This is a genomic window from Marinobacter piscis (assembly GCF_007671655.1).
In the GTDB taxonomy this organism is placed as follows: Bacteria; Pseudomonadota; Gammaproteobacteria; order Pseudomonadales; family Oleiphilaceae; genus Marinobacter; species Marinobacter piscensis.
Genome location: NZ_VCGX01000002.1, coordinates 324,118 through 340,227, shown reverse-complemented (window position 1 = coordinate 340,227; position 16,110 = coordinate 324,118). Strand labels below are relative to the sequence as shown.

17 protein-coding genes and 1 tRNA gene are annotated in these 16,110 nt (G+C 53.4%); 8 read left to right on the top strand and 10 right to left on the bottom strand.

Annotation, left to right across the window (positions count from 1 at the left end):
• Nucleotides 1–996, bottom strand: a complete 996-nt coding sequence (gene senB / locus FFI95_RS07300) for a selenoneine biosynthesis selenosugar synthase SenB (RefSeq protein WP_144821770.1) — start codon at nucleotides 994–996, stop codon at nucleotides 1–3.
• Between the two features lie 184 nt (nucleotides 997–1,180).
• Between senB and FFI95_RS07295 the strand changes: the two genes are divergently transcribed.
• From FFI95_RS07295 to FFI95_RS07285, 3 genes are read left to right on the top strand one after another with little or no spacing between them, the layout of a single operon-like run.
• On the top strand, nucleotides 1,181–2,056 hold the full coding sequence (locus FFI95_RS07295; protein WP_144821769.1) for a putative selenate ABC transporter substrate-binding protein: 876 nt from the start codon (nucleotides 1,181–1,183) through the stop codon (nucleotides 2,054–2,056).
• Entirely contained in the window at nucleotides 2,056–2,706 is a 651-nt protein-coding gene (locus FFI95_RS07290) for an ATP-binding cassette domain-containing protein (protein WP_144821768.1), read from the top strand. The genes FFI95_RS07295 and FFI95_RS07290 overlap by 1 nt, the downstream gene beginning before the upstream one ends.
• Nucleotides 2,707–2,723: 17 nt before the next feature.
• Entirely contained in the window at nucleotides 2,724–4,190 is a 1,467-nt protein-coding gene (locus FFI95_RS07285) for a PhnE/PtxC family ABC transporter permease (protein ID WP_144821767.1), read from the top strand.
• Between the two features lie 18 nt (nucleotides 4,191–4,208).
• Here the strand turns inward: FFI95_RS07285 and FFI95_RS07280 are convergent, their stop codons facing one another.
• The 3 genes from FFI95_RS07280 to FFI95_RS07270 are packed head-to-tail and all read right to left on the bottom strand — an operon-like array spanning nucleotide 4,209 to nucleotide 7,568.
• Entirely contained in the window at nucleotides 4,209–5,618 is a 1,410-nt protein-coding gene (locus FFI95_RS07280) for a MipA/OmpV family protein (protein WP_144821766.1), read from the bottom strand.
• A 30-nt stretch (nucleotides 5,619–5,648) separates the two neighbouring features.
• Nucleotides 5,649–7,079 carry a cardiolipin synthase gene (cls, locus tag FFI95_RS07275; RefSeq protein ID WP_144821765.1) on the bottom strand — a complete coding sequence of 477 codons (1,431 nt, stop codon included), beginning with the start codon at nucleotides 7,077–7,079 and terminating at the stop codon, nucleotides 5,649–5,651.
• A 27-nt stretch (nucleotides 7,080–7,106) separates the two neighbouring features.
• Complete coding sequence (locus FFI95_RS07270) at nucleotides 7,107–7,568, bottom strand: hypothetical protein (protein WP_144821764.1); 462 nt, start codon at nucleotides 7,566–7,568, stop codon at nucleotides 7,107–7,109.
• Between the two features lie 143 nt (nucleotides 7,569–7,711).
• On the opposite strand from FFI95_RS07270, the gene FFI95_RS07265 reads away from it, so the two are divergent.
• Genes FFI95_RS07265 through FFI95_RS07255 form a run of 3 tightly spaced genes read left to right on the top strand, consistent with a single transcriptional unit; the run spans nucleotide 7,712 to nucleotide 9,936 of the window.
• Entirely contained in the window at nucleotides 7,712–8,632 is a 921-nt protein-coding gene (locus tag FFI95_RS07265; protein ID WP_144822422.1) for an ABC transporter ATP-binding protein, read from the top strand.
• A gap of 24 nt (nucleotides 8,633–8,656) precedes the next feature.
• The gene (locus tag FFI95_RS07260) at nucleotides 8,657–9,418 is read left to right on the top strand and encodes an ABC transporter permease (protein WP_144821763.1); all 762 of its coding nucleotides are present in this window, start codon (nucleotides 8,657–8,659) and stop codon (nucleotides 9,416–9,418) included.
• Nucleotides 9,418–9,936 (top strand): DUF192 domain-containing protein, encoded by a 519-nt coding sequence (locus FFI95_RS07255; protein ID WP_144822421.1) that lies wholly within the window; start codon nucleotides 9,418–9,420, stop codon nucleotides 9,934–9,936. Before FFI95_RS07260 ends, FFI95_RS07255 begins: the two co-directional genes overlap by 1 nt.
• Before the next feature lie 54 nt (nucleotides 9,937–9,990).
• Here the strand turns inward: FFI95_RS07255 and FFI95_RS07250 are convergent, their stop codons facing one another.
• Both FFI95_RS07250 and FFI95_RS07245 read right to left on the bottom strand, forming a co-directional pair.
• Entirely contained in the window at nucleotides 9,991–10,800 is an 810-nt protein-coding gene (locus FFI95_RS07250; RefSeq protein WP_144821762.1) for a hypothetical protein, read from the bottom strand.
• A gap of 108 nt (nucleotides 10,801–10,908) precedes the next feature.
• Entirely contained in the window at nucleotides 10,909–11,691 is a 783-nt protein-coding gene (locus FFI95_RS07245; protein WP_144821761.1) for an enoyl-CoA hydratase, read from the bottom strand.
• A 119-nt stretch (nucleotides 11,692–11,810) separates the two neighbouring features.
• Between FFI95_RS07245 and FFI95_RS15380 the strand changes: the two genes are divergently transcribed.
• A complete protein-coding gene (locus tag FFI95_RS15380) occupies nucleotides 11,811–11,954 on the top strand; it encodes a hypothetical protein (RefSeq protein ID WP_178974788.1) in 144 nt (47 codons plus the stop codon).
• 27 nt (nucleotides 11,955–11,981) lie between these two features.
• On the opposite strand, the gene FFI95_RS07240 is transcribed toward FFI95_RS15380, so the two are convergent.
• The 4 genes from FFI95_RS07240 to FFI95_RS07225 form a co-directional block, all read right to left on the bottom strand.
• Nucleotides 11,982–12,066, bottom strand: a tRNA-Leu gene (locus tag FFI95_RS07240).
• 97 nt (nucleotides 12,067–12,163) lie between these two features.
• Complete coding sequence (locus FFI95_RS07235) at nucleotides 12,164–13,177, bottom strand: c-type cytochrome (RefSeq protein ID WP_218975808.1); 1,014 nt, start codon at nucleotides 13,175–13,177, stop codon at nucleotides 12,164–12,166.
• Entirely contained in the window at nucleotides 13,177–13,833 is a 657-nt protein-coding gene (locus tag FFI95_RS07230; protein WP_144821760.1) for a c-type cytochrome, read from the bottom strand. Before FFI95_RS07230 ends, FFI95_RS07235 begins: the two co-directional genes overlap by 1 nt.
• 17 nt (nucleotides 13,834–13,850) lie before the next feature.
• Nucleotides 13,851–14,498, bottom strand: coding sequence for a class I SAM-dependent methyltransferase (locus FFI95_RS07225; RefSeq protein ID WP_144821759.1), 648 nt, complete (start codon nucleotides 14,496–14,498; stop codon nucleotides 13,851–13,853).
• Between the two features lie 182 nt (nucleotides 14,499–14,680).
• On the opposite strand from FFI95_RS07225, the gene FFI95_RS07220 reads away from it, so the two are divergent.
• Nucleotides 14,681–16,108, top strand: a complete 1,428-nt coding sequence (locus FFI95_RS07220; protein ID WP_144821758.1) for a cytochrome ubiquinol oxidase subunit I — start codon at nucleotides 14,681–14,683, stop codon at nucleotides 16,106–16,108.
• The last annotated feature ends 2 nt before the right edge of the window (nucleotides 16,109–16,110 follow it).

Genomic DNA, 16,110 nt, shown 5'->3' with positions numbered 1-16,110 from the left:
TCAAAAAGCCTTCCCGGAGCAGCGTTTGAGGGCCAGGGAAACCGCCTGCTCCAGCGAAGCCTGTTCGTTTTCCGGTGTAAACAGGCCGGCCAGCTGATCAACCTGGCGACGCAAGAGCTGGAGAAACCCATTGTCCTGTTCAGTGCGCTCCATAAGCGCTGCAAGTGAGTGAGTGTCACCCACGGGGTAATAACCTGCATAGTCCTCACCCAGCAACCCGATGTTGCCGGGAATATCCGAGGCAATAACCGGCAGGCCTGCCCTGCATGCCTCGGATATTACATTGGCTCCGCCTTCCATAACCGAACTCATAACCAGAACCTGGCTCCGCACCATTAACTGCAGAGCTTCTGCCTTTTCCAGTTCGCCAAGCCAGCGGAACCTCGGGTTACTCTGCATTTCCTGCTCCGCAAGGGTTTGCCAATTGCGGTTGTGTGGCTTTCCCGCACAGGACACCCGGATGCGCGAGCCAGGCGATAACAATCTGGAAGCAAACGCTGCCCGCAATGAATCCTTTTCGTCCCGGAGATGCCCGATCACGCATACTTCGAAAGTATCAGCACTGGTTTCGGCGTTACCAGGGGGCTTCCTGTAACCGGCAGGTGGTTCAGCAGACTGATACAGGGTTAACAGTTTTTCCCGAAAACGCTCCGGTATATCATCACCAACGTTCGCATGAAGGCCTATGAGTGCGTCTGCGGCCTGCATGGAATGCAGGGTTTGCTCCGGGTACTCTTGTTGGTGCCGGTATATGTCCGTTCCTGTAAGAGCAACAATCAGGGGTTTATCGGGCCAGAACTTTTCAAAGATGCGTATTGCCTCATGACTTCGCCAGGCATGAAGTGCCAGGAGCAGATCACAGTGCTCACCTTTGTACTCTGTAACAACCGATACACAGTACCCTGCCTGCACAAGGAGCCGCTGCCAACGCTCAGCTGTCGCCCTGTTGCCGGCTTTGGAGCCCTGGCCGGCAGGCGTTATTATAGTGATATACATAGTCTGATTTAGTATAAAAAGCCCGTGCAGCCCTGTCTGTCCCCTGCTTATACTTGATCTGTCTGAACTTGCAACCCAACACAGCGGTTCAGGCCTGTGCAGAATCAGAGTATCCTGTTTGCCACTAGTGCAGCCCGTCTGTCTATTTTGCCTTTTCAACAAGACAACCGACAAAGGATTTCAAATGGCGTTTAATACTATACGGAAGTTGGCGCTTGCTGGCGTGTTATGTTTCACCGCTGCCTCTGCGGTTGCCGAAACGTTTGTGTTCACAGCGATTCCTGATGAAGACGAAACAAAGCTGGTGGAGCGTTTTCGGGGCGTGGCAGATTACCTCTCCGGGCAACTGGATGTCGATGTACGTTATGTTCCGGTTAAATCCTACGCGGCTGCCATCTCAGCATTCCGTAACAACCAGGTCCAGCTGGCCTGGTTTGGCGGCCTTTCCGGTGTGCAGGCCCGCAGGCTGGTTCCGGGCTCTGAAGCCATCGCCCAGGGCGTGGAAGACGAGGCCTTTCAGACCTATTTTATCGCCAACACCCATACAGGAATTGAACCGTCGGACACATTGGCAGAGTTACGAGAGCCGCTAAAGGGTAAAACCTTCACATTTGGCTCCAAGGGCTCAACGTCCGGTCGTCTCATGCCCGAGTTTTATGTGCGTGACACGTTCGACAGTAAACCTGCCGACTTTTTTAAACGAGTAGGGTTCAGCGGTAATCACACTCGAACACTTCGTCTTGTGGAAGCCGGCACCTATGACGCTGGCGCATTAAACTTCAAAGTCTGGGAAAAAGAACAGGCCGATGGAAACATTGACACAGAAGCCGTTCAGGTGGTGTGGAAAACACCCGCCTACCCGGATTATCAGTGGACCATTCGCGGTGATGTCAACGATCGTTTTGGCGATGGGTTCAAACAGCGCGTGACCCAGGCTCTGCTTGATCTGAAGGATCCTGAATTGCTTGAAAGCTTTCCGCGCTCTGGATTCATCCCGGCATCCAATGAGGACTACGAGCCCATTCGCAAAACAGCGGAAGAGATCGGAATCCTCGATTGATGTCAGGCTTTGATCTTTCTCATCTTACGGCTTCATTCAGCGGCAAGCGGGTTATTGGTCCGTTGTCGCTGCAGGTCAGCCCGGGTGACAAGGTGGCGCTGGTGGGTAAAAGCGGGGCGGGAAAATCTACGCTGATCCGGCTGATCCACGAACGTGTTAACCGTGACGCGTCACTCATTCCGCAGGAGCTTGGGCTGGTCAACGCCTTGTCTGTGTTCCATAACGTGTTTATGGGGCAGCTGGATCAGCATGCTACATGGTACAACACGCTAACGCTTGCCCGCCCGTTCGCCCGGGACCGCACCGACGTGCAGGAACTGCTTCAGGCTCTGGGTATGGCCGAAAAACTCCGGTTACCTGCAAGCTCTTTGTCTGGCGGACAGCGTCAACGGGTTGCCATTGCCCGGGCAATCTACCGTAACGCCCCGGTATTATTAGCGGATGAGCCTGTTTCGGCACTGGACGGACCTATGGCGAACTCGGTCATGACTCTCCTTCGGGATCGCTTTACCACCAGTATTATCGCCTTGCACGATGTAGAACTGGCATTGAACTACTGCACCCGGATCGTCGGGATACAGAATGGTCAGGTGGCACTGGACCAGCCCCGGGAAAACCTCGTGGCGTCTGACATCATGTCTCTTTACTAGGTAAGCCGGCCAGCTTCATGTTTACTTCCCCGACCGTTCGAGTCAGCTTTATTTTTTTAGCCATTGCACTGGCCGGGCTTCTGTTTGCCGATATTGCCATCACGGCCTCTAATCCATGGCGAGATCTGGGCAACTTCTTTCTGGGTATTATAACTCCCAGCTTTTTCAGCACCGAAGGGTTGCTTACGGCGCTTTTGCGAACCGTTGCGTTTGCGTTCGTCGGGGTTGTGCTTGGAGGCGTCGCCGGCTTCCTGCTGGCTTTGGTGTACCGGTCTCTGCCTGTGCGAATTTTCTGCGCGTTCGTCAGGGCTATTCATGAGCTGTTCTGGGCACTGATCTTTCTGCAGTTCTTTGGTTTTCATCCCCTCACCGGTGTACTGGCCATTGCCATTCCTTATGCCGGAATTTTCGCCAAAGTATATTCGGAAATTCTGGATGAAGCCGACCCGGACCCGGGCCGTGCCCTGCCTCCCGGAACCGGAATCGTCACCACATTTCTTTATACCCGGATTCCCGATTGCTGGGTGAAGATGCGCACATACACAGCATACCGGCTCGAATGCGGGCTGCGTTCCAGTGCCATCCTTGGTTTCGTTGGTTTGCCGACACTTGGTTTTTATCTGGAATCGTCCTTTTCCCAGGGCATGTATTCCGATGCCGGCGCCATGCTCATTCTGTTCTACGTGCTGATAGCCACAATGCCGCTGTGGGTACGACCTAAGCTGCTGCCGGTCTACATCATCGGGGCGCCTTTCTTTCTTGGTGAGGGCATGCCCATTATCTGGGGCAATGTGCAGCGGTTCTTCACGGAAGACATTGTGCCGGCCCCCTTGCGCAGCGGCGAAGGCGTGACCGGCCTTATGCCCTGGCTGAACGATCTGATGATTAACGAGGCCCTGCCGGGAGTCTGGAATACCATTGTACTGACCCAGATTGCCCTGGCGGCCACAGGGATTCTGACCCTGCTCGCGTTTCCTCTGATCTCAAATCATTTCGGTGGCCCCGTCCGGAGAACGGCAGGGCATGTGTTTCTGGTGATTGCGCGCTCCACCCCGGAATACATTCTGGCGTACATTCTTCTACAGCTTTGGGGACCCTCAATGCTACCGGCGGTTGTGGCTCTGGCATTGCACAATGGCGGCATTATTGGCCACCTGATTGGCCGGCAAACCAACACCATCCAACTCCGTGCCGACGCAACCACCGGGTTTAACCGATACAGCTGGGAACTGGTGCCTCGTGTATACCATTCATTTCTGGCATTTTTGTTTTACCGGTGGGAAATCATCATGCGCGAGACTGCAATTCTCGGCATATTGGGGATCTACACCCTCGGGTTTTATGTAGACAGTGCAATCCAGAACATCCGCTTTGACCGGGCTATGGTGCTGATTCTGATCACCGCCCTGCTTAACATCGGTGTGGATGCGCTCGGGCGATATATCCGTCGCAAACTGGCCCTGCAAACCATGCCTACCTGCTAAGACGTCAATGTATTTTCTTCAACGCTTACATTCGATGTGACCGGTCACCATATCCGAGCCGCCCGAGACGTTACCCAGAATGTCTGACTTGGCAAATATGCCGGAGCGATGCAACAACGACAGACCCACGTAACAGTTTCTCACGGCTTTGTTATCAAACATAAGCCGGAGTGGCACATCAAACTGCCCTTCAAGGTAGTTAAGAAAATGGGAGGTGTTACGCTCCCGCTCAGCTTGCTTCACCTTTTCTATATAGGGAACCCGGGAGGCATAGGAAAAGCCGAAACCAATGCCAAAGCGAAACCATTCTTCGTGGCTCCATGGAGAATGTGCAGTGGTCATGGCCATTACATAAGCGTTGTATTCACCAAAATCACTCTGGTTGCCATTTTCGAAGCGACGGTTCAGAGACAGCCTTCCCCAGTAGTCAATATACTTGCCATCGGAAATCAATTTACCGAACGTCAGCCCGCCCACATAAGCCTCAACGTCGTCACTGTTTCGCAGATCGCCAGTCAGCGTTCGGGTAAAGGGGCCCTCTGCCTGGTACCCATAATTCAGGCGCCATGACCACTCTCCAGAGCGTTCTGAGCTTGGCTGTTTGGTTGAATCGTTCAAGGCGTTACCAAACATATAAGCAAAGCCGAGGGTCGCAGAGTTTATCTGGGGCTCATCCACCAGCGGGCTGTTCGAGATTTCGCTATCAACATGCTCAGAGGCCATGTTAGCGAACAGCATCAGTCTGGGGGTGGCGCGGTAGGAGACATTCAGGCCAGAGCGCCAGAATTCCGCTGAGCCAGCCTGATAAAGAGGCCGGTTATCAAGCGCCTCATGCTCCTCCACTCCGTAATAGTAATCGGTCAGATCACTGTCCTGGTATATATAGCTGACAAACGGCGTCAGTGACCAGCGTCCGGATTTCCAGGAGTAGCGATAAGTGAGATCCAGCTCATAGCCGTTATGAGTGCCAAAGATGTCATTTACCCAGGTAGCAGACAGCGCGCCCCAGTTGCCGTTAACCGTGGCGGAAAAGCCTGCATCCACGGTCTGGTCCCGGTCACGCAGGCCATTAAAGTAGGTGTTCGCATCGGCTTCGAGGCGATCAAACCGATACTTTGCCAACAGGTCAACTTCCAGCCAGTCATGCTTTAAAAGGTGCGCCCCCAATGATGTACCGCGCACAAACAGATGCTTACCTTCATAGAGGTAAAGCGGAACCAGATCTGCCTTTTCACTACTGAGCACACCGGAAATATTGTTAACCCCAACGTATGGACTGGATCCTTTGCGCACAGCCGCGCCCAGCCCCACCGTACCTTCCGGTACACTATTAACATGGACGAGGGTATCGGGAAGGCTGGCAAAGCCCTCCCCGGCAACCAGAGACAGCGCCAAAAGCACACTGCCTGTTGTTAAACTTCTTCGCATTAAGCACTTCCAGTGTTTTGTACCACAGTTTTACAGAACCGGGCCGATGGTTGCGATCACGTTATGCCAGATCCGCCTGTGGTAGTGCCAGCGAAGAACAGTGGACAGTTCAACGACCTCGGAACGGCTGATGTAAGTCTGCTGACGACCGGCAATGGCCTGGGTTGTGGCCTCATCCTGTAGCAGGATGTTGTTTTCGTAATTCAGGTCAAAGCTGCGCAAATCCAGATTTGACGAGCCAATCAGACTGATTTTTCCGTCAATGGTCAGTGTTTTTGCGTGCAGCAGCCCTTCCCCGAACTCATAGATTATGCAGCCGGCATCAAGCAGCCGGTGATAATAACTATGGCTGGCCGCGGCCACAATCCAGCTGTCATTCTTTTTGGGAAAAATCAGCGACACGTTAACCCCGCGAAAGGCAGCTGCGCAGAGCGCTTCCAGTACCGTTGCATCCGGAACAAAGTAAGGGGTGGTCAGGGTCAGCTCGCTCTGAGCGCAAGCAATCAGGTTGGCAAAGAGATGTGGCGTGGCGCCGTGGCGCTCGGTCGGGCCAACTCCCATAACTTGCGCAGGAAACCCGCCTTCGACCGGTCCCCGGGATAACGCAATACCATCCAGGGATTCACTGGTGGCGTGCATCCAGTCACTGGCGAACAAAAGCTGGTTCTGCACAACAACCGGCCCGGTAAACCGGAGCATAATATCCACCCAGGGCGCATACTTGGCTTTAACTTCGAATTCCGGATCCGCCGAATTCCGGCTGCCGCAATAGGTGATACGGGAATCGATCACAGTGATTTTTCGGTGATTACGAAGGTCCAGGCGGCTGGTGAGAATGGTACGAATGGGGTGCTTCAGCGACAAAGCTACAGCCAGCTGCACCCCCGCCTGTTGCATGCGCTGCCAGAGTTCCGACTTGATCAGTTTGCGCGAGCCCAACCCATCAGCCATAGCCCGGCAGGTAACACCCCGACGCGCCGCCCTCATCAGAGCTTCCGCAAGCGCCCGCCCCGTGCGGTCATCCAGCCAGATGTAATACAAAACATGAACATGGTCTGTCGCTGCATCAATATCGGCAACCATCCGGGTCAGGGTTTCGTCGCCATCACTCATCAGTTCCGCCCGGTTCCCGGCAGATGGGTGGAAGCCATTGATAGAGGCTGCATACCGGAAACCCGGCTGATACGTAGGCTCAATCAGGCTATCTGTATTGTCCGGCTCCCCCATAAACCAGGACGCTTTAGCCCGGATTTCACGGAATATTTCCTTGTGACGCACGTCCGCCCGGTTACCGATATCGGTTTCACCGAACAGGAAATAAATCGCGCTGCCAAAATAAGGCAAAAGGTTAAGCACAACAAACCAGGCGAGGCGACCCGGAGGTGACAGGTCATCACGAAGCAGAATCCGGATGGTAAACGTGAGAACCAGAAGTGTATGCAGTGTCAGAATAATGGTCATCAGATTTCCTGTAAGGAAACGAGCGTCTTAATGCTGCGCCTGGAATATCAGTTTGATTGGTGAAGGTTCAGGTAGAGGCTCCTGCCCGTTCTGAAGCTCGATACGCCAGATCATCGCTGCATCTTCCGTGCACAGGGGCGCCGAGAATCTGGCAGAATACTGTCCATCCGCTCCTGGCTTTAAAGGCACAGGGTATTCGCCCATATACATAGACTCACCACGCAGGACCGCGAGAAAGCGCGACTGTGACGCAGGCGCATCAACCGTAAGCTGGTAGTCTGCTTCCGCGCTGCTACCGCCAACCATCTCCAGACGGACTTGCCAGGCCCCGGAGGCGGTTTCCCATTCGCAAGGCCCTGCGAGCAGGTCACAGGCGTGCTTGCTGGTCTCCGTCGTATGTTCTTGATCATTACGGAGCCCTTCGGCGCCGAAAAAGGCGATCAGGATGAGCCCTGCAATCACTCCCACTACTGCGATGGTGCGAAACATAACGATACCCAGTTGAATCCCGTATTGAAAACACAGGGCATTATGGACACTATCCCGCTCAAGGCAAAGATTTCTAAATCGGCGCCATACATGAGAAAATGCCACGCTTTATCGCTGACCCACTTCAGAAACAGGACACGGTCGTGCAGCCGGACATATCCGTTAAGAACCTGAACAAGGTTTACGAGGGTGGTTTTCAGGCCCTTAAAAATATCAACCTGGAAATAAAGCGCGGCGAGATTTTCGCCCTGCTCGGCCCTAATGGAGCCGGAAAAACCACAATGATCAGTATCATATGTGGCCTGGCGAACATGTCGTCCGGTGAAGTAAAGGCGGGCGGTCACGATATAGTAAAAGACTACCGCAAAGCCCGTGAGTTAATCGGGCTGGTGCCGCAGGAGCTTAACACCGACGCCTTTGAGACCGTGTGGAAGGCAGTGTCTTTCAGCCGGGGCCTGTTCGGAAAAGCACCCAACCCCGGCCATATCGAGAAGGTATTGCGGGCCCTTTCGCTATGGGACAAGCGCAATAACCGCATCATGACCCTTTCCGGGGGCATGAAGCGCCGCCTGATGATTGCCAAGGCCCTCTCCCACGAACCCCAGATCCTGTTTCTGGATGAGCCGACCGCGGGCGTAGACGTAGAGTTGCGCCGGGATATGTGGGAAATGGTACGCAAGCTCCGTGAAAACGGCGTCACCATCATCCTGACCACCCACTACATTGAAGAAGCCGAAGAAATGGCTGACCGTATTGGTGTTATACGCCAGGGGGAAATCATTCTGGTGGAAGACAAGGCTCAGCTGATGAGTAAGCTGGGTAAAAAAGAGCTTCGTCTGCAACTGCAGAACCGGCTGGAGCAAATCCCGGGACAGCTCATGCTGGAGCCGGTGGAGCTTTCCGAAGACGGCCATGAGCTAATCTACACGTTCGACTCCCAGCAGGAACAAGCTGGCGTGGCTCGCTTACTGCGAACCCTCGGAGACCTTGGCATAGATTATCGCGACCTGCGCACCCGGGAGAGCTCACTGGAAGAAATTTTTGTAGGGCTGGTTCATGAGTGAGGTTGCGGTTAACGGGAGAAAGGCATGAATTTTTACGGCATTAAAGCCATCTACAATTTTGAAATGTCCCGCATGGGACGCACTCTGATGCAAAGCGTGCTCTCTCCGGTCATCTCCACCTGCCTGTATTTTGTTGTTTTCGGTTCCGCCATTGGTTCGCGCATGGGTAATATCGATAACATCGAATACGGTGCCTATATCATTCCCGGGCTGGTGATGCTGTCACTGCTGATGCAAAGCATCTCCAATGCGTCATTCGGCATCTACATGCCGAAATTCTCCGGCACTATCTACGAGGTTTTATCCGCCCCCGTATCCTACGTTGAAGTGGTACTCGGGTACGTGGGTGCAGCCGCCTCCAAATCGGTCATACTGGGCCTGATCATACTGGCAACCGCACGCCTGTTTGTGGACTACAGCGTACTGCACCCTGTGTGGATGCTTTCCTTTCTGGTACTCACGGCCGTGACCTTCAGTCTGTTCGGGTTCATCATCGGGATCTGGGCCGACGGTTTTGAAAAACTGCAGATTGTGCCCATGATGATTGTGACCCCGCTGACCTTTCTCGGTGGCACTTTCTACTCCATCGATATGCTCCCGGAAATCTGGCAGGCCATCAGCTATTTTAATCCGGTGGTGTATCTGATCAGTGGGTTTCGGTGGGCATTCTATGGTGTTTCTGACGTGCATATCGGAATCAGTGTCGGTATGACCCTTATGTTCCTGCTGGCCTGCATGGCAGGTATCTGGTGGATCTTCAAAACCGGTTACCGGTTGCGCCCCTGATGCGAAACCACTGCATCTTCCTTTATTTTTCGGCATTACTGGCAGGCTGTACTGCCGGCTCCGGGGCCGCAGAAACGGCTTCCGGACTGCCGGTTGTCGCCGGATGCTTTGTAACGGATTCAGATGCAGTCAACGTCAGTCTGGAACTCGCACAGACGCCACAGGAGCGCCGTAAAGGCCTGATGGGTAGAGACTCATTGGCCCGTGATTCGGGCATGTTGTTTCAGTATCAGCAACTGCAAAGCCCGAACCATGGCTTCTGGATGTACCAGACCCTCATTCCACTGGATATCGCCTATCTGGATGAGAGCGGGGTCATTGGTAACATCCGGCACATGAAGCCTTGTGCATCCTCTAGCGGGGCAGATTGCCCGAGCTACCCTGCCGGAGTCGAGTTTATAATCGCGGTCGAAATGAACGCAGGCTTTTTTGCGGCAAATGGAATTGAATCCGGAGACCGCCTCACGCTGGGGGAACAGAACTGCATCGAGCCAACGCCTGGCCGGGATACACTTTAAGGAATCAGGGTTGTGCTTGCTGCACACTGGATTTGTAACAGCAAGCACAGGTGGCTAATGCCTTATACCTTCGAACATCCACGCTACTTTTTCGTTGTCGTTGCGAGTATAAAATATGAGTTTGTTGGTATGCTCGTCAAATGTGCCAAGACCAGAATATTCACCCTTTAGGTCATCGCCCAACACTTCTTCACTGGGAAGCCCACTACAATTAAAAGCTTCAGCTTTGTAGGTCACTTTAAAAACATTAATACTTGTATCAGGTATGACAACTTCTCCCAGGATGTTGCTGCAGGAATGAGCGTCTCCTGTGATTTCGCCATTTTCAGTTATCGTTATAGCTGACGTGCTATCGGGTGTAGAATATGTGGCAGAGAGTTTCTCTAAGGTTATTCCCGAGTCACTAACTCCCGACCTTCGCAGAAGCACACTAATCGAATTCACTTTTCCATTCTTTGAGGCGATCAGATCTGCCCTTTCAGAAGACACAACGTCTCCGGATAGAGTACCCTCGATTAGCTTCCATGGGCTAGGGGTTGCTTTGTATTCCACGATGGAACCTGAAATTTTTCCGGAGGAAAACTTTATATTACCGAAAGCAAAGGCTTTAACCTCCGAACCTTCTACATTGTCGACAAAGCCCGAGACAAACTCGCCCGTTGTCGGACTAATCAGGCTAAGCCCTTCCCTAAGGACCCCACCCATGTCCGTGCCAATGTCGTATACACCTGGCTTCAGCTCAGTCGACGGACCGCCCGAACCACCGCTATCGCTATCATCGCCGCCGCCGCACGCGCTGAGCATAAGCGCAAATGATACAACGACTATCCCACCAGTACTGGCTTGCCTTAGTCCCTTAAGCATTTGCCTGCTCCATGCAAGGTTTATTGTTGTTGTCTTAAATCATAGCCCTGTCTTAACGATAATCAAGAAAAACCGCCTCAGGTTGGTAAAACACTAAAGCAACGACTGTTAACTGTCTTTCCACTCAGGCTCGCGTTTATCGAGAAACGCACAGATGCCTTCCCGCGCGTCGTCAGCGCGCATGTTTTCTGCCATAACCCTTGCCGTGTAGGCGTAGGCTTCGTTCAGTGGCATTTCAAGCTGTTTGTAGAACGCGCCCTTTCCTATCTTCAGCGTATGCCCGGATTTCCCGGCAATCGTGCGGGCCATGGTAAAGACAGCCTCATCCAGTTCGGATTCATCTACACAACGGTTGATCAGGCCCAGCTGTTCCGCACGGGTTGCACTGATCATGTCGCCGGTAAGCAGCATTTCCATCGCATGCTTACGGGAGACATTGCGGGATAAGGCCACCATAGGGGTTGAGCAGAACAAACCAATGTTGACGCCAGGGGTTGCAAAGCGTGCTGTATCCGCCGCCACGGCCAGATCACAACTGGCCACAAGCTGGCAGCCTGCTGCGGTCGCCACGCCTGCCACACGGGCAATAACCGGCCTGGAGAGATTTACAACCTGCTGCATCACCTCACTGCACCGGTTAAACAGCGCCAACTGGAAGGCCTGGCTATCCAGCTGGTCGCGTATTTCTTTCAGATCGTGGCCGGCGCTGAATACTTTACCAGAGGCAGCAAGAACCACGACTCGCGTGGCGCCATCGGCTTCAATATCTGTAAGCGCTTGCGATAACGCATCAAGCATGTCCATGGAGAGGCTGTTGCGCCGCTCAGGCTGATTGAGCGTCAGTGTCGTGATACCGTTGTCGTCAGTGTTACGCGTTAGCAGGTCAGACATGTTTAACTACCTTGTATGACAGGAACCGGAAATTAAATGAAGAAGCATCAGTATCGGACAGGATATCCGGGTTGTCGAACCTGAGGAAGATTCAATCATTTCAGACGCAGGAGGAGCCAATGCTGAACTCCAGAATACTGAAAGCACTTGTTGCCATTGCCATCATCGTAGGTGGGATTTACGTCATCATGGGTGATGATCCGGCGGTCCCGACAGGCGACATTAATAGCATCCAGCCATTACCTGAACAGGACGCTCCCTGAAAACAACGCAGGAAAACTTGAGATTAATGGTGCTCCGGGCCGGAATTGAACCGGCACGCCATACGGCAGGGGATTTTAAATCCCCAGTGTCTACCTATTCCACCACCGGAGCATGCAGGAAGGATTTAACGGTCGGGATTGTATAAGGCCCTGGCTGATAACGCAATTCAAAACTGCCGCCAGACCAAAAAACTGGCGGCAGTCCAAAGCTACTCAGCGGTAAAACTGCGTGAACGCAAAACTTCCGGCTTCAGAAAGTCTTTTTCCCCGCCCAGGTTTTCGTGATCCCCCAGCAACCTGCCGTTCACCTCCAGGCCATAATTTGTGTGCTTATGAAAGGTCTCAAGGTACTTTTCCCGCGTTTCCTTCACATCGCCGGTATAGCGTGGATCCTGGGGCCGCTCATGACTGTTGATATAATAGGCAACATCCCAGGACTGCTGATCTGTCAGCTTGTTTGGCTGACCCAGCGGCATGTTGTGCTTCACGAACGAGGCCAGGGTAAAATGACGGGTAATGCCCGCTCCCCAGTTATAGGAGTCATCACCCCACACCGCCGGAAATACAACCTCACCGTTCTGGACCAGCCCGCTGCCGTCTTCCCCGTGGCAGATAGCGCAGCTTTCCTGATACACCTGCTCACCCCGCTCAAAGCTCATGCCCTCTTCCGGCTCAGGAAGCCTGGGGTAGCCACGGCCATACATAGTGCTGCCGTCCTGATAGCGTGGCACGCCTTTGGCCAGCCATTGGTGATAGGCGGCCAGCGCAACCATGTCATCGCTGCCATATTCAGGAGGCTTGCCGTTCATCGAGAATGAAAAGCAACCGGCAATCCGCTCTTCCAGGTTGTTTACATGGTCATTCTTGCCACGATAATTCGGCAATACAACAGCGGCCGGCCAGACAGGTGCTGAGAATGGCAAGCGCCCTTCTCCCATATGGCAACTGTTGCAGTTCATGTTGTTGAATACGTTTTTACCACGCAATTGTTGAGTATTTACAAACAGATCGCGCCCACGCCTGATAACGCGCTTTAACTCCGGGTGCATGTCATTGTTTTCAAGATCGTCCATGGTTGGCGGAACATGGACAAATTGACCTTCTTCAGGCTGCGGTACATTCGTTGGTACCCGCGGGCTGGTCTCGGTTCCATAAACCCCTGGAGCCAGCACACCGGCTACAAGAGCCACCAGAAGTCGGCGCATGCTCAATAAGCTAGCCATTATTTTTCTCCTCCCTGCACCGCTGGCTGACGGGACAGCCACTGTGAAACCGCAAGTATGTCTTCATCGTTCATGCGCTCGGCAATCGCCAGCATAAGGTGCTGCGGGTCATTATCACGCCTGCCACTTTTCCAGGCCTGTAACTGATCGGCAATATAACCTGCATGCTGGCCTGCAATTGCCGGGAAATGATCACCGGCCCCCTGGTTGTCCGGGCCATGACAACTACTGCACGGCACAATATAGCGATCCCAGTCTCCCTCGGTGGCCAGTTTTTTCCCCAGGGCCAGCTGCTCTTCCGTTGCATCTGTATCACCCTTGCCTTCAGTTGATTCAAGCTGACTGTAATACAGGGACACATCTTTCATCTGCTGGTCATCCAGCATGCTGACAAAGGGCTGCATGGTTGGGCTTGTGCGCGTACCCTCTTTTACATCCACTAATTGTTTGTAAAGATAATTGGCATTGAGCCCTGCAAGCTTTGGCCAGGACTCACCACCCGGTACGTTAACCCCAGAGCCATCAGGCTGGTGACAGGCTACGCATACCGCCGCTGTTGCCTCGCCGGATGCAACGTCACCCTCTAGTCCGTACACAGTACCCGTGCCTAAAAGCAAGGTTGCAAAAGCAGTACTAACTCGACTTTTCCACCTCATCTAACCTCTCCCTTTGTTTATTTTAATACAGCTGTTTCGGCCATAACCTGTTTGCGCGCCACACCGGTATAGATATAACCGGCTATCCGGGGTGCCCGGGGCATATAAAACGTCTCCAGCGTCTCCAGCTCAAATCCGGCCTGACTGATAAGGCTTGCGATATTGCGGTTCAGGTTGCACCCGCCCGCAATTTTCTTCCAGCCAGGGTTGATCCGGTTTTGCCATTTACGGACAGTGTTATCCGGTGACTCGCCATGCTCCAGAAAAAGCAGTTCGCCACCGGGCTTGAGCACCCGTTTCATTTCCTCAAGCGCCGTATGCCAGTCGGGAATTGTGCACAGCGTAAACGTCAGCAAAACCGTATCAACGCTTTCATCTTCAAGAGGAATTGTTTCACCGGGCAGCCCCAGCCACTCGACCGGCACCGGTGAGTAACTCAGGTTGTGCTGCGCTTTTCGTCGCATACCTTCGGAAGGCTCAAGGCCATAAACCAGTTCTACGGCTTCCGGGTTATACAGCGCCAGGTTAATCCCGGAGCCCATACCAACTTCCAGTACGCGCCCCCGGGCGCGCGGTACAAGCTGACGTCTCAGCTTCATGACCTGGCCGACGGAACAGGCACGATCTATGATGTGCGGCAGGACCCTCTCTTGATAGATGCGCATTCTTCCAGCCTTATTGTGTTTTATCAATGTATGCGACAATTTGTCCTTTCTGCTTTGCTATCATATCAGGTAGCATACTTACCACCTGCCAGTACTAACAATATAGCTGTTAGTTCTATGGCGGCGAATGAACGGGTGTGCTGTCCTCGCTTGTTGTAACGATACCTTACCGGAGGGTTCCTATGGAGCTTGATCCTCTCATCCTCTCGCGAATACAGTTCGCGTTTGTGGTGTCATTTCACGCACTTTTCCCGGTGTTTACCATCGGACTTGCTTCTTATATCGCCGTACTTGAGGGGCTTTCGTACAAAACGAAAAACCCGGTATGGATGAAGCTATCGTCGTTCTGGACCACAGTGTTTGCGGTGGTTTTCTCAATGGGCGTAGTCTCTGGCATCGTTATGTCGTTCCAGTTTGGCACCAACTGGAGTAACTTCTCCCAGGCATCTGCAAACTTCCTGGGCCCGATGCTGAGCTATGAGGTTATTACTGCCTTCTTCCTTGAAGCGGTCTTCCTTGGCATATTGTTATTCGGGCGAGACCGCGTTCCGCCGGGCGTACACCTGTTTTCTGCAATTATGATAGCCATTGGCACCTTCCTGTCTGCCTTCTGGATTCTTTCTGCCAACAGCTGGATGCAAACACCGGCCGGCGCAGAACTGAGAGACGGTGTGTTTCACGTTACCTCCTGGAGTGAAGCAATTTTTAACCCATCCTTTCAGTTGCGCTTCTTTCATAAAGTCACGGCTTCGTTCCTCACCGGTGGATTTGTTGTAGCCGGCGTCAGCGCCTGGTATCTGCTCAAAGGCCGGGAAGTAGAAGCCAACCGCAAGGCATTATCAATGTGCCTCTGGCTGCTGCTGATTCTTGCTCCTGCCCAGCTGGTCATCGGAGACTTCCACGGGCTGAACACCCTTGAGCATCAGCCAACAAAAGTGGCGGCAATGGAAGGTAACTGGGAAACCTCCCGCAACGTACCGCTGCTGCTGTTTGCCATTCCGGACCAGGAAAGCCAGTCAAACCTGTTTGAAATCGGGGTCCCGGGGCTTGCCAGTCTTATCCTTACCCACGAGTGGGATGGTGAGGTTCCTGGTCTGAAGGAAGTTTCAGTCGACGAGCAACCGCCTGTCGGTATTGTATTCTGGTCGTTCAGAATCATGGTTGGCCTGGGGCTGTTGATGATCCTGTTTGCTGTCGCCGGCCTTATTTTGCGCTCCGGTGGCCGCTACTGGCGCTCTGGTTGGTTCCTGCAAGGTATGCGCTTTATGAGCGTCGCCCCCTTTGTAGCTGTGCTGACTGGCTGGTTTGTGACCGAATTCGGCCGCGCGCCCTGGCTGGTTTACGGCCTGATGACTCAGGCTGAGTCGGTCACCCCTTCACTGACGGGCGGCATGGCTCTGTTCACACTGATCGGTTATATCGTGGTGTACTCGCTCGTGTTCTCTGCCGGGGTGTATTACCTCATGCGGGTTCTGTATGAAGGGATGGAGAGCTCTGAGGCCGAGCCTGATACCCAGTCCGAGCGTCCCAAGCGCCCGCTTTCTGCCGCACACACATCGTTTGAGCTCCACGATCCCAATGAGCAGCCGACCAAACAGGGAGGGCACTGATT

Coding starts and splice junctions, on each gene's coding strand:
- FFI95_RS07245 (WP_144821761.1), bottom strand. CDS start 11,691: ATGTCTGACCTGCTAACGCGTAACACTGACGACAACGGTATCACGACA.
- senB (WP_144821770.1), bottom strand. CDS start 996: ATGTATATCACTATAATAACGCCTGCCGGCCAGGGCTCCAAAGCCGGC.
- FFI95_RS07230 (WP_144821760.1), bottom strand. CDS start 13,833: ATGAGGTGGAAAAGTCGAGTTAGTACTGCTTTTGCAACCTTGCTTTTA.
- FFI95_RS07285 (WP_144821767.1), top strand. CDS start 2,724: ATGTTTACTTCCCCGACCGTTCGAGTCAGCTTTATTTTTTTAGCCATT.
- FFI95_RS07280 (WP_144821766.1), bottom strand. CDS start 5,618: ATGCGAAGAAGTTTAACAACAGGCAGTGTGCTTTTGGCGCTGTCTCTG.
- FFI95_RS07270 (WP_144821764.1), bottom strand. CDS start 7,568: ATGTTTCGCACCATCGCAGTAGTGGGAGTGATTGCAGGGCTCATCCTG.
- FFI95_RS07260 (WP_144821763.1), top strand. CDS start 8,657: ATGAATTTTTACGGCATTAAAGCCATCTACAATTTTGAAATGTCCCGC.
- FFI95_RS07220 (WP_144821758.1), top strand. CDS start 14,681: ATGGAGCTTGATCCTCTCATCCTCTCGCGAATACAGTTCGCGTTTGTG.
- FFI95_RS07250 (WP_144821762.1), bottom strand. CDS start 10,800: ATGCTTAAGGGACTAAGGCAAGCCAGTACTGGTGGGATAGTCGTTGTA.
- cls (WP_144821765.1), bottom strand. CDS start 7,079: ATGACCATTATTCTGACACTGCATACACTTCTGGTTCTCACGTTTACC.
- FFI95_RS07255 (WP_144822421.1), top strand. CDS start 9,418: ATGCGAAACCACTGCATCTTCCTTTATTTTTCGGCATTACTGGCAGGC.
- FFI95_RS07290 (WP_144821768.1), top strand. CDS start 2,056: ATGTCAGGCTTTGATCTTTCTCATCTTACGGCTTCATTCAGCGGCAAG.
- FFI95_RS15380 (WP_178974788.1), top strand. CDS start 11,811: ATGCTGAACTCCAGAATACTGAAAGCACTTGTTGCCATTGCCATCATC.
- FFI95_RS07295 (WP_144821769.1), top strand. CDS start 1,181: ATGGCGTTTAATACTATACGGAAGTTGGCGCTTGCTGGCGTGTTATGT.
- FFI95_RS07235 (WP_218975808.1), bottom strand. CDS start 13,177: ATGGCTAGCTTATTGAGCATGCGCCGACTTCTGGTGGCTCTTGTAGCC.
- FFI95_RS07225 (WP_144821759.1), bottom strand. CDS start 14,498: ATGCGCATCTATCAAGAGAGGGTCCTGCCGCACATCATAGATCGTGCC.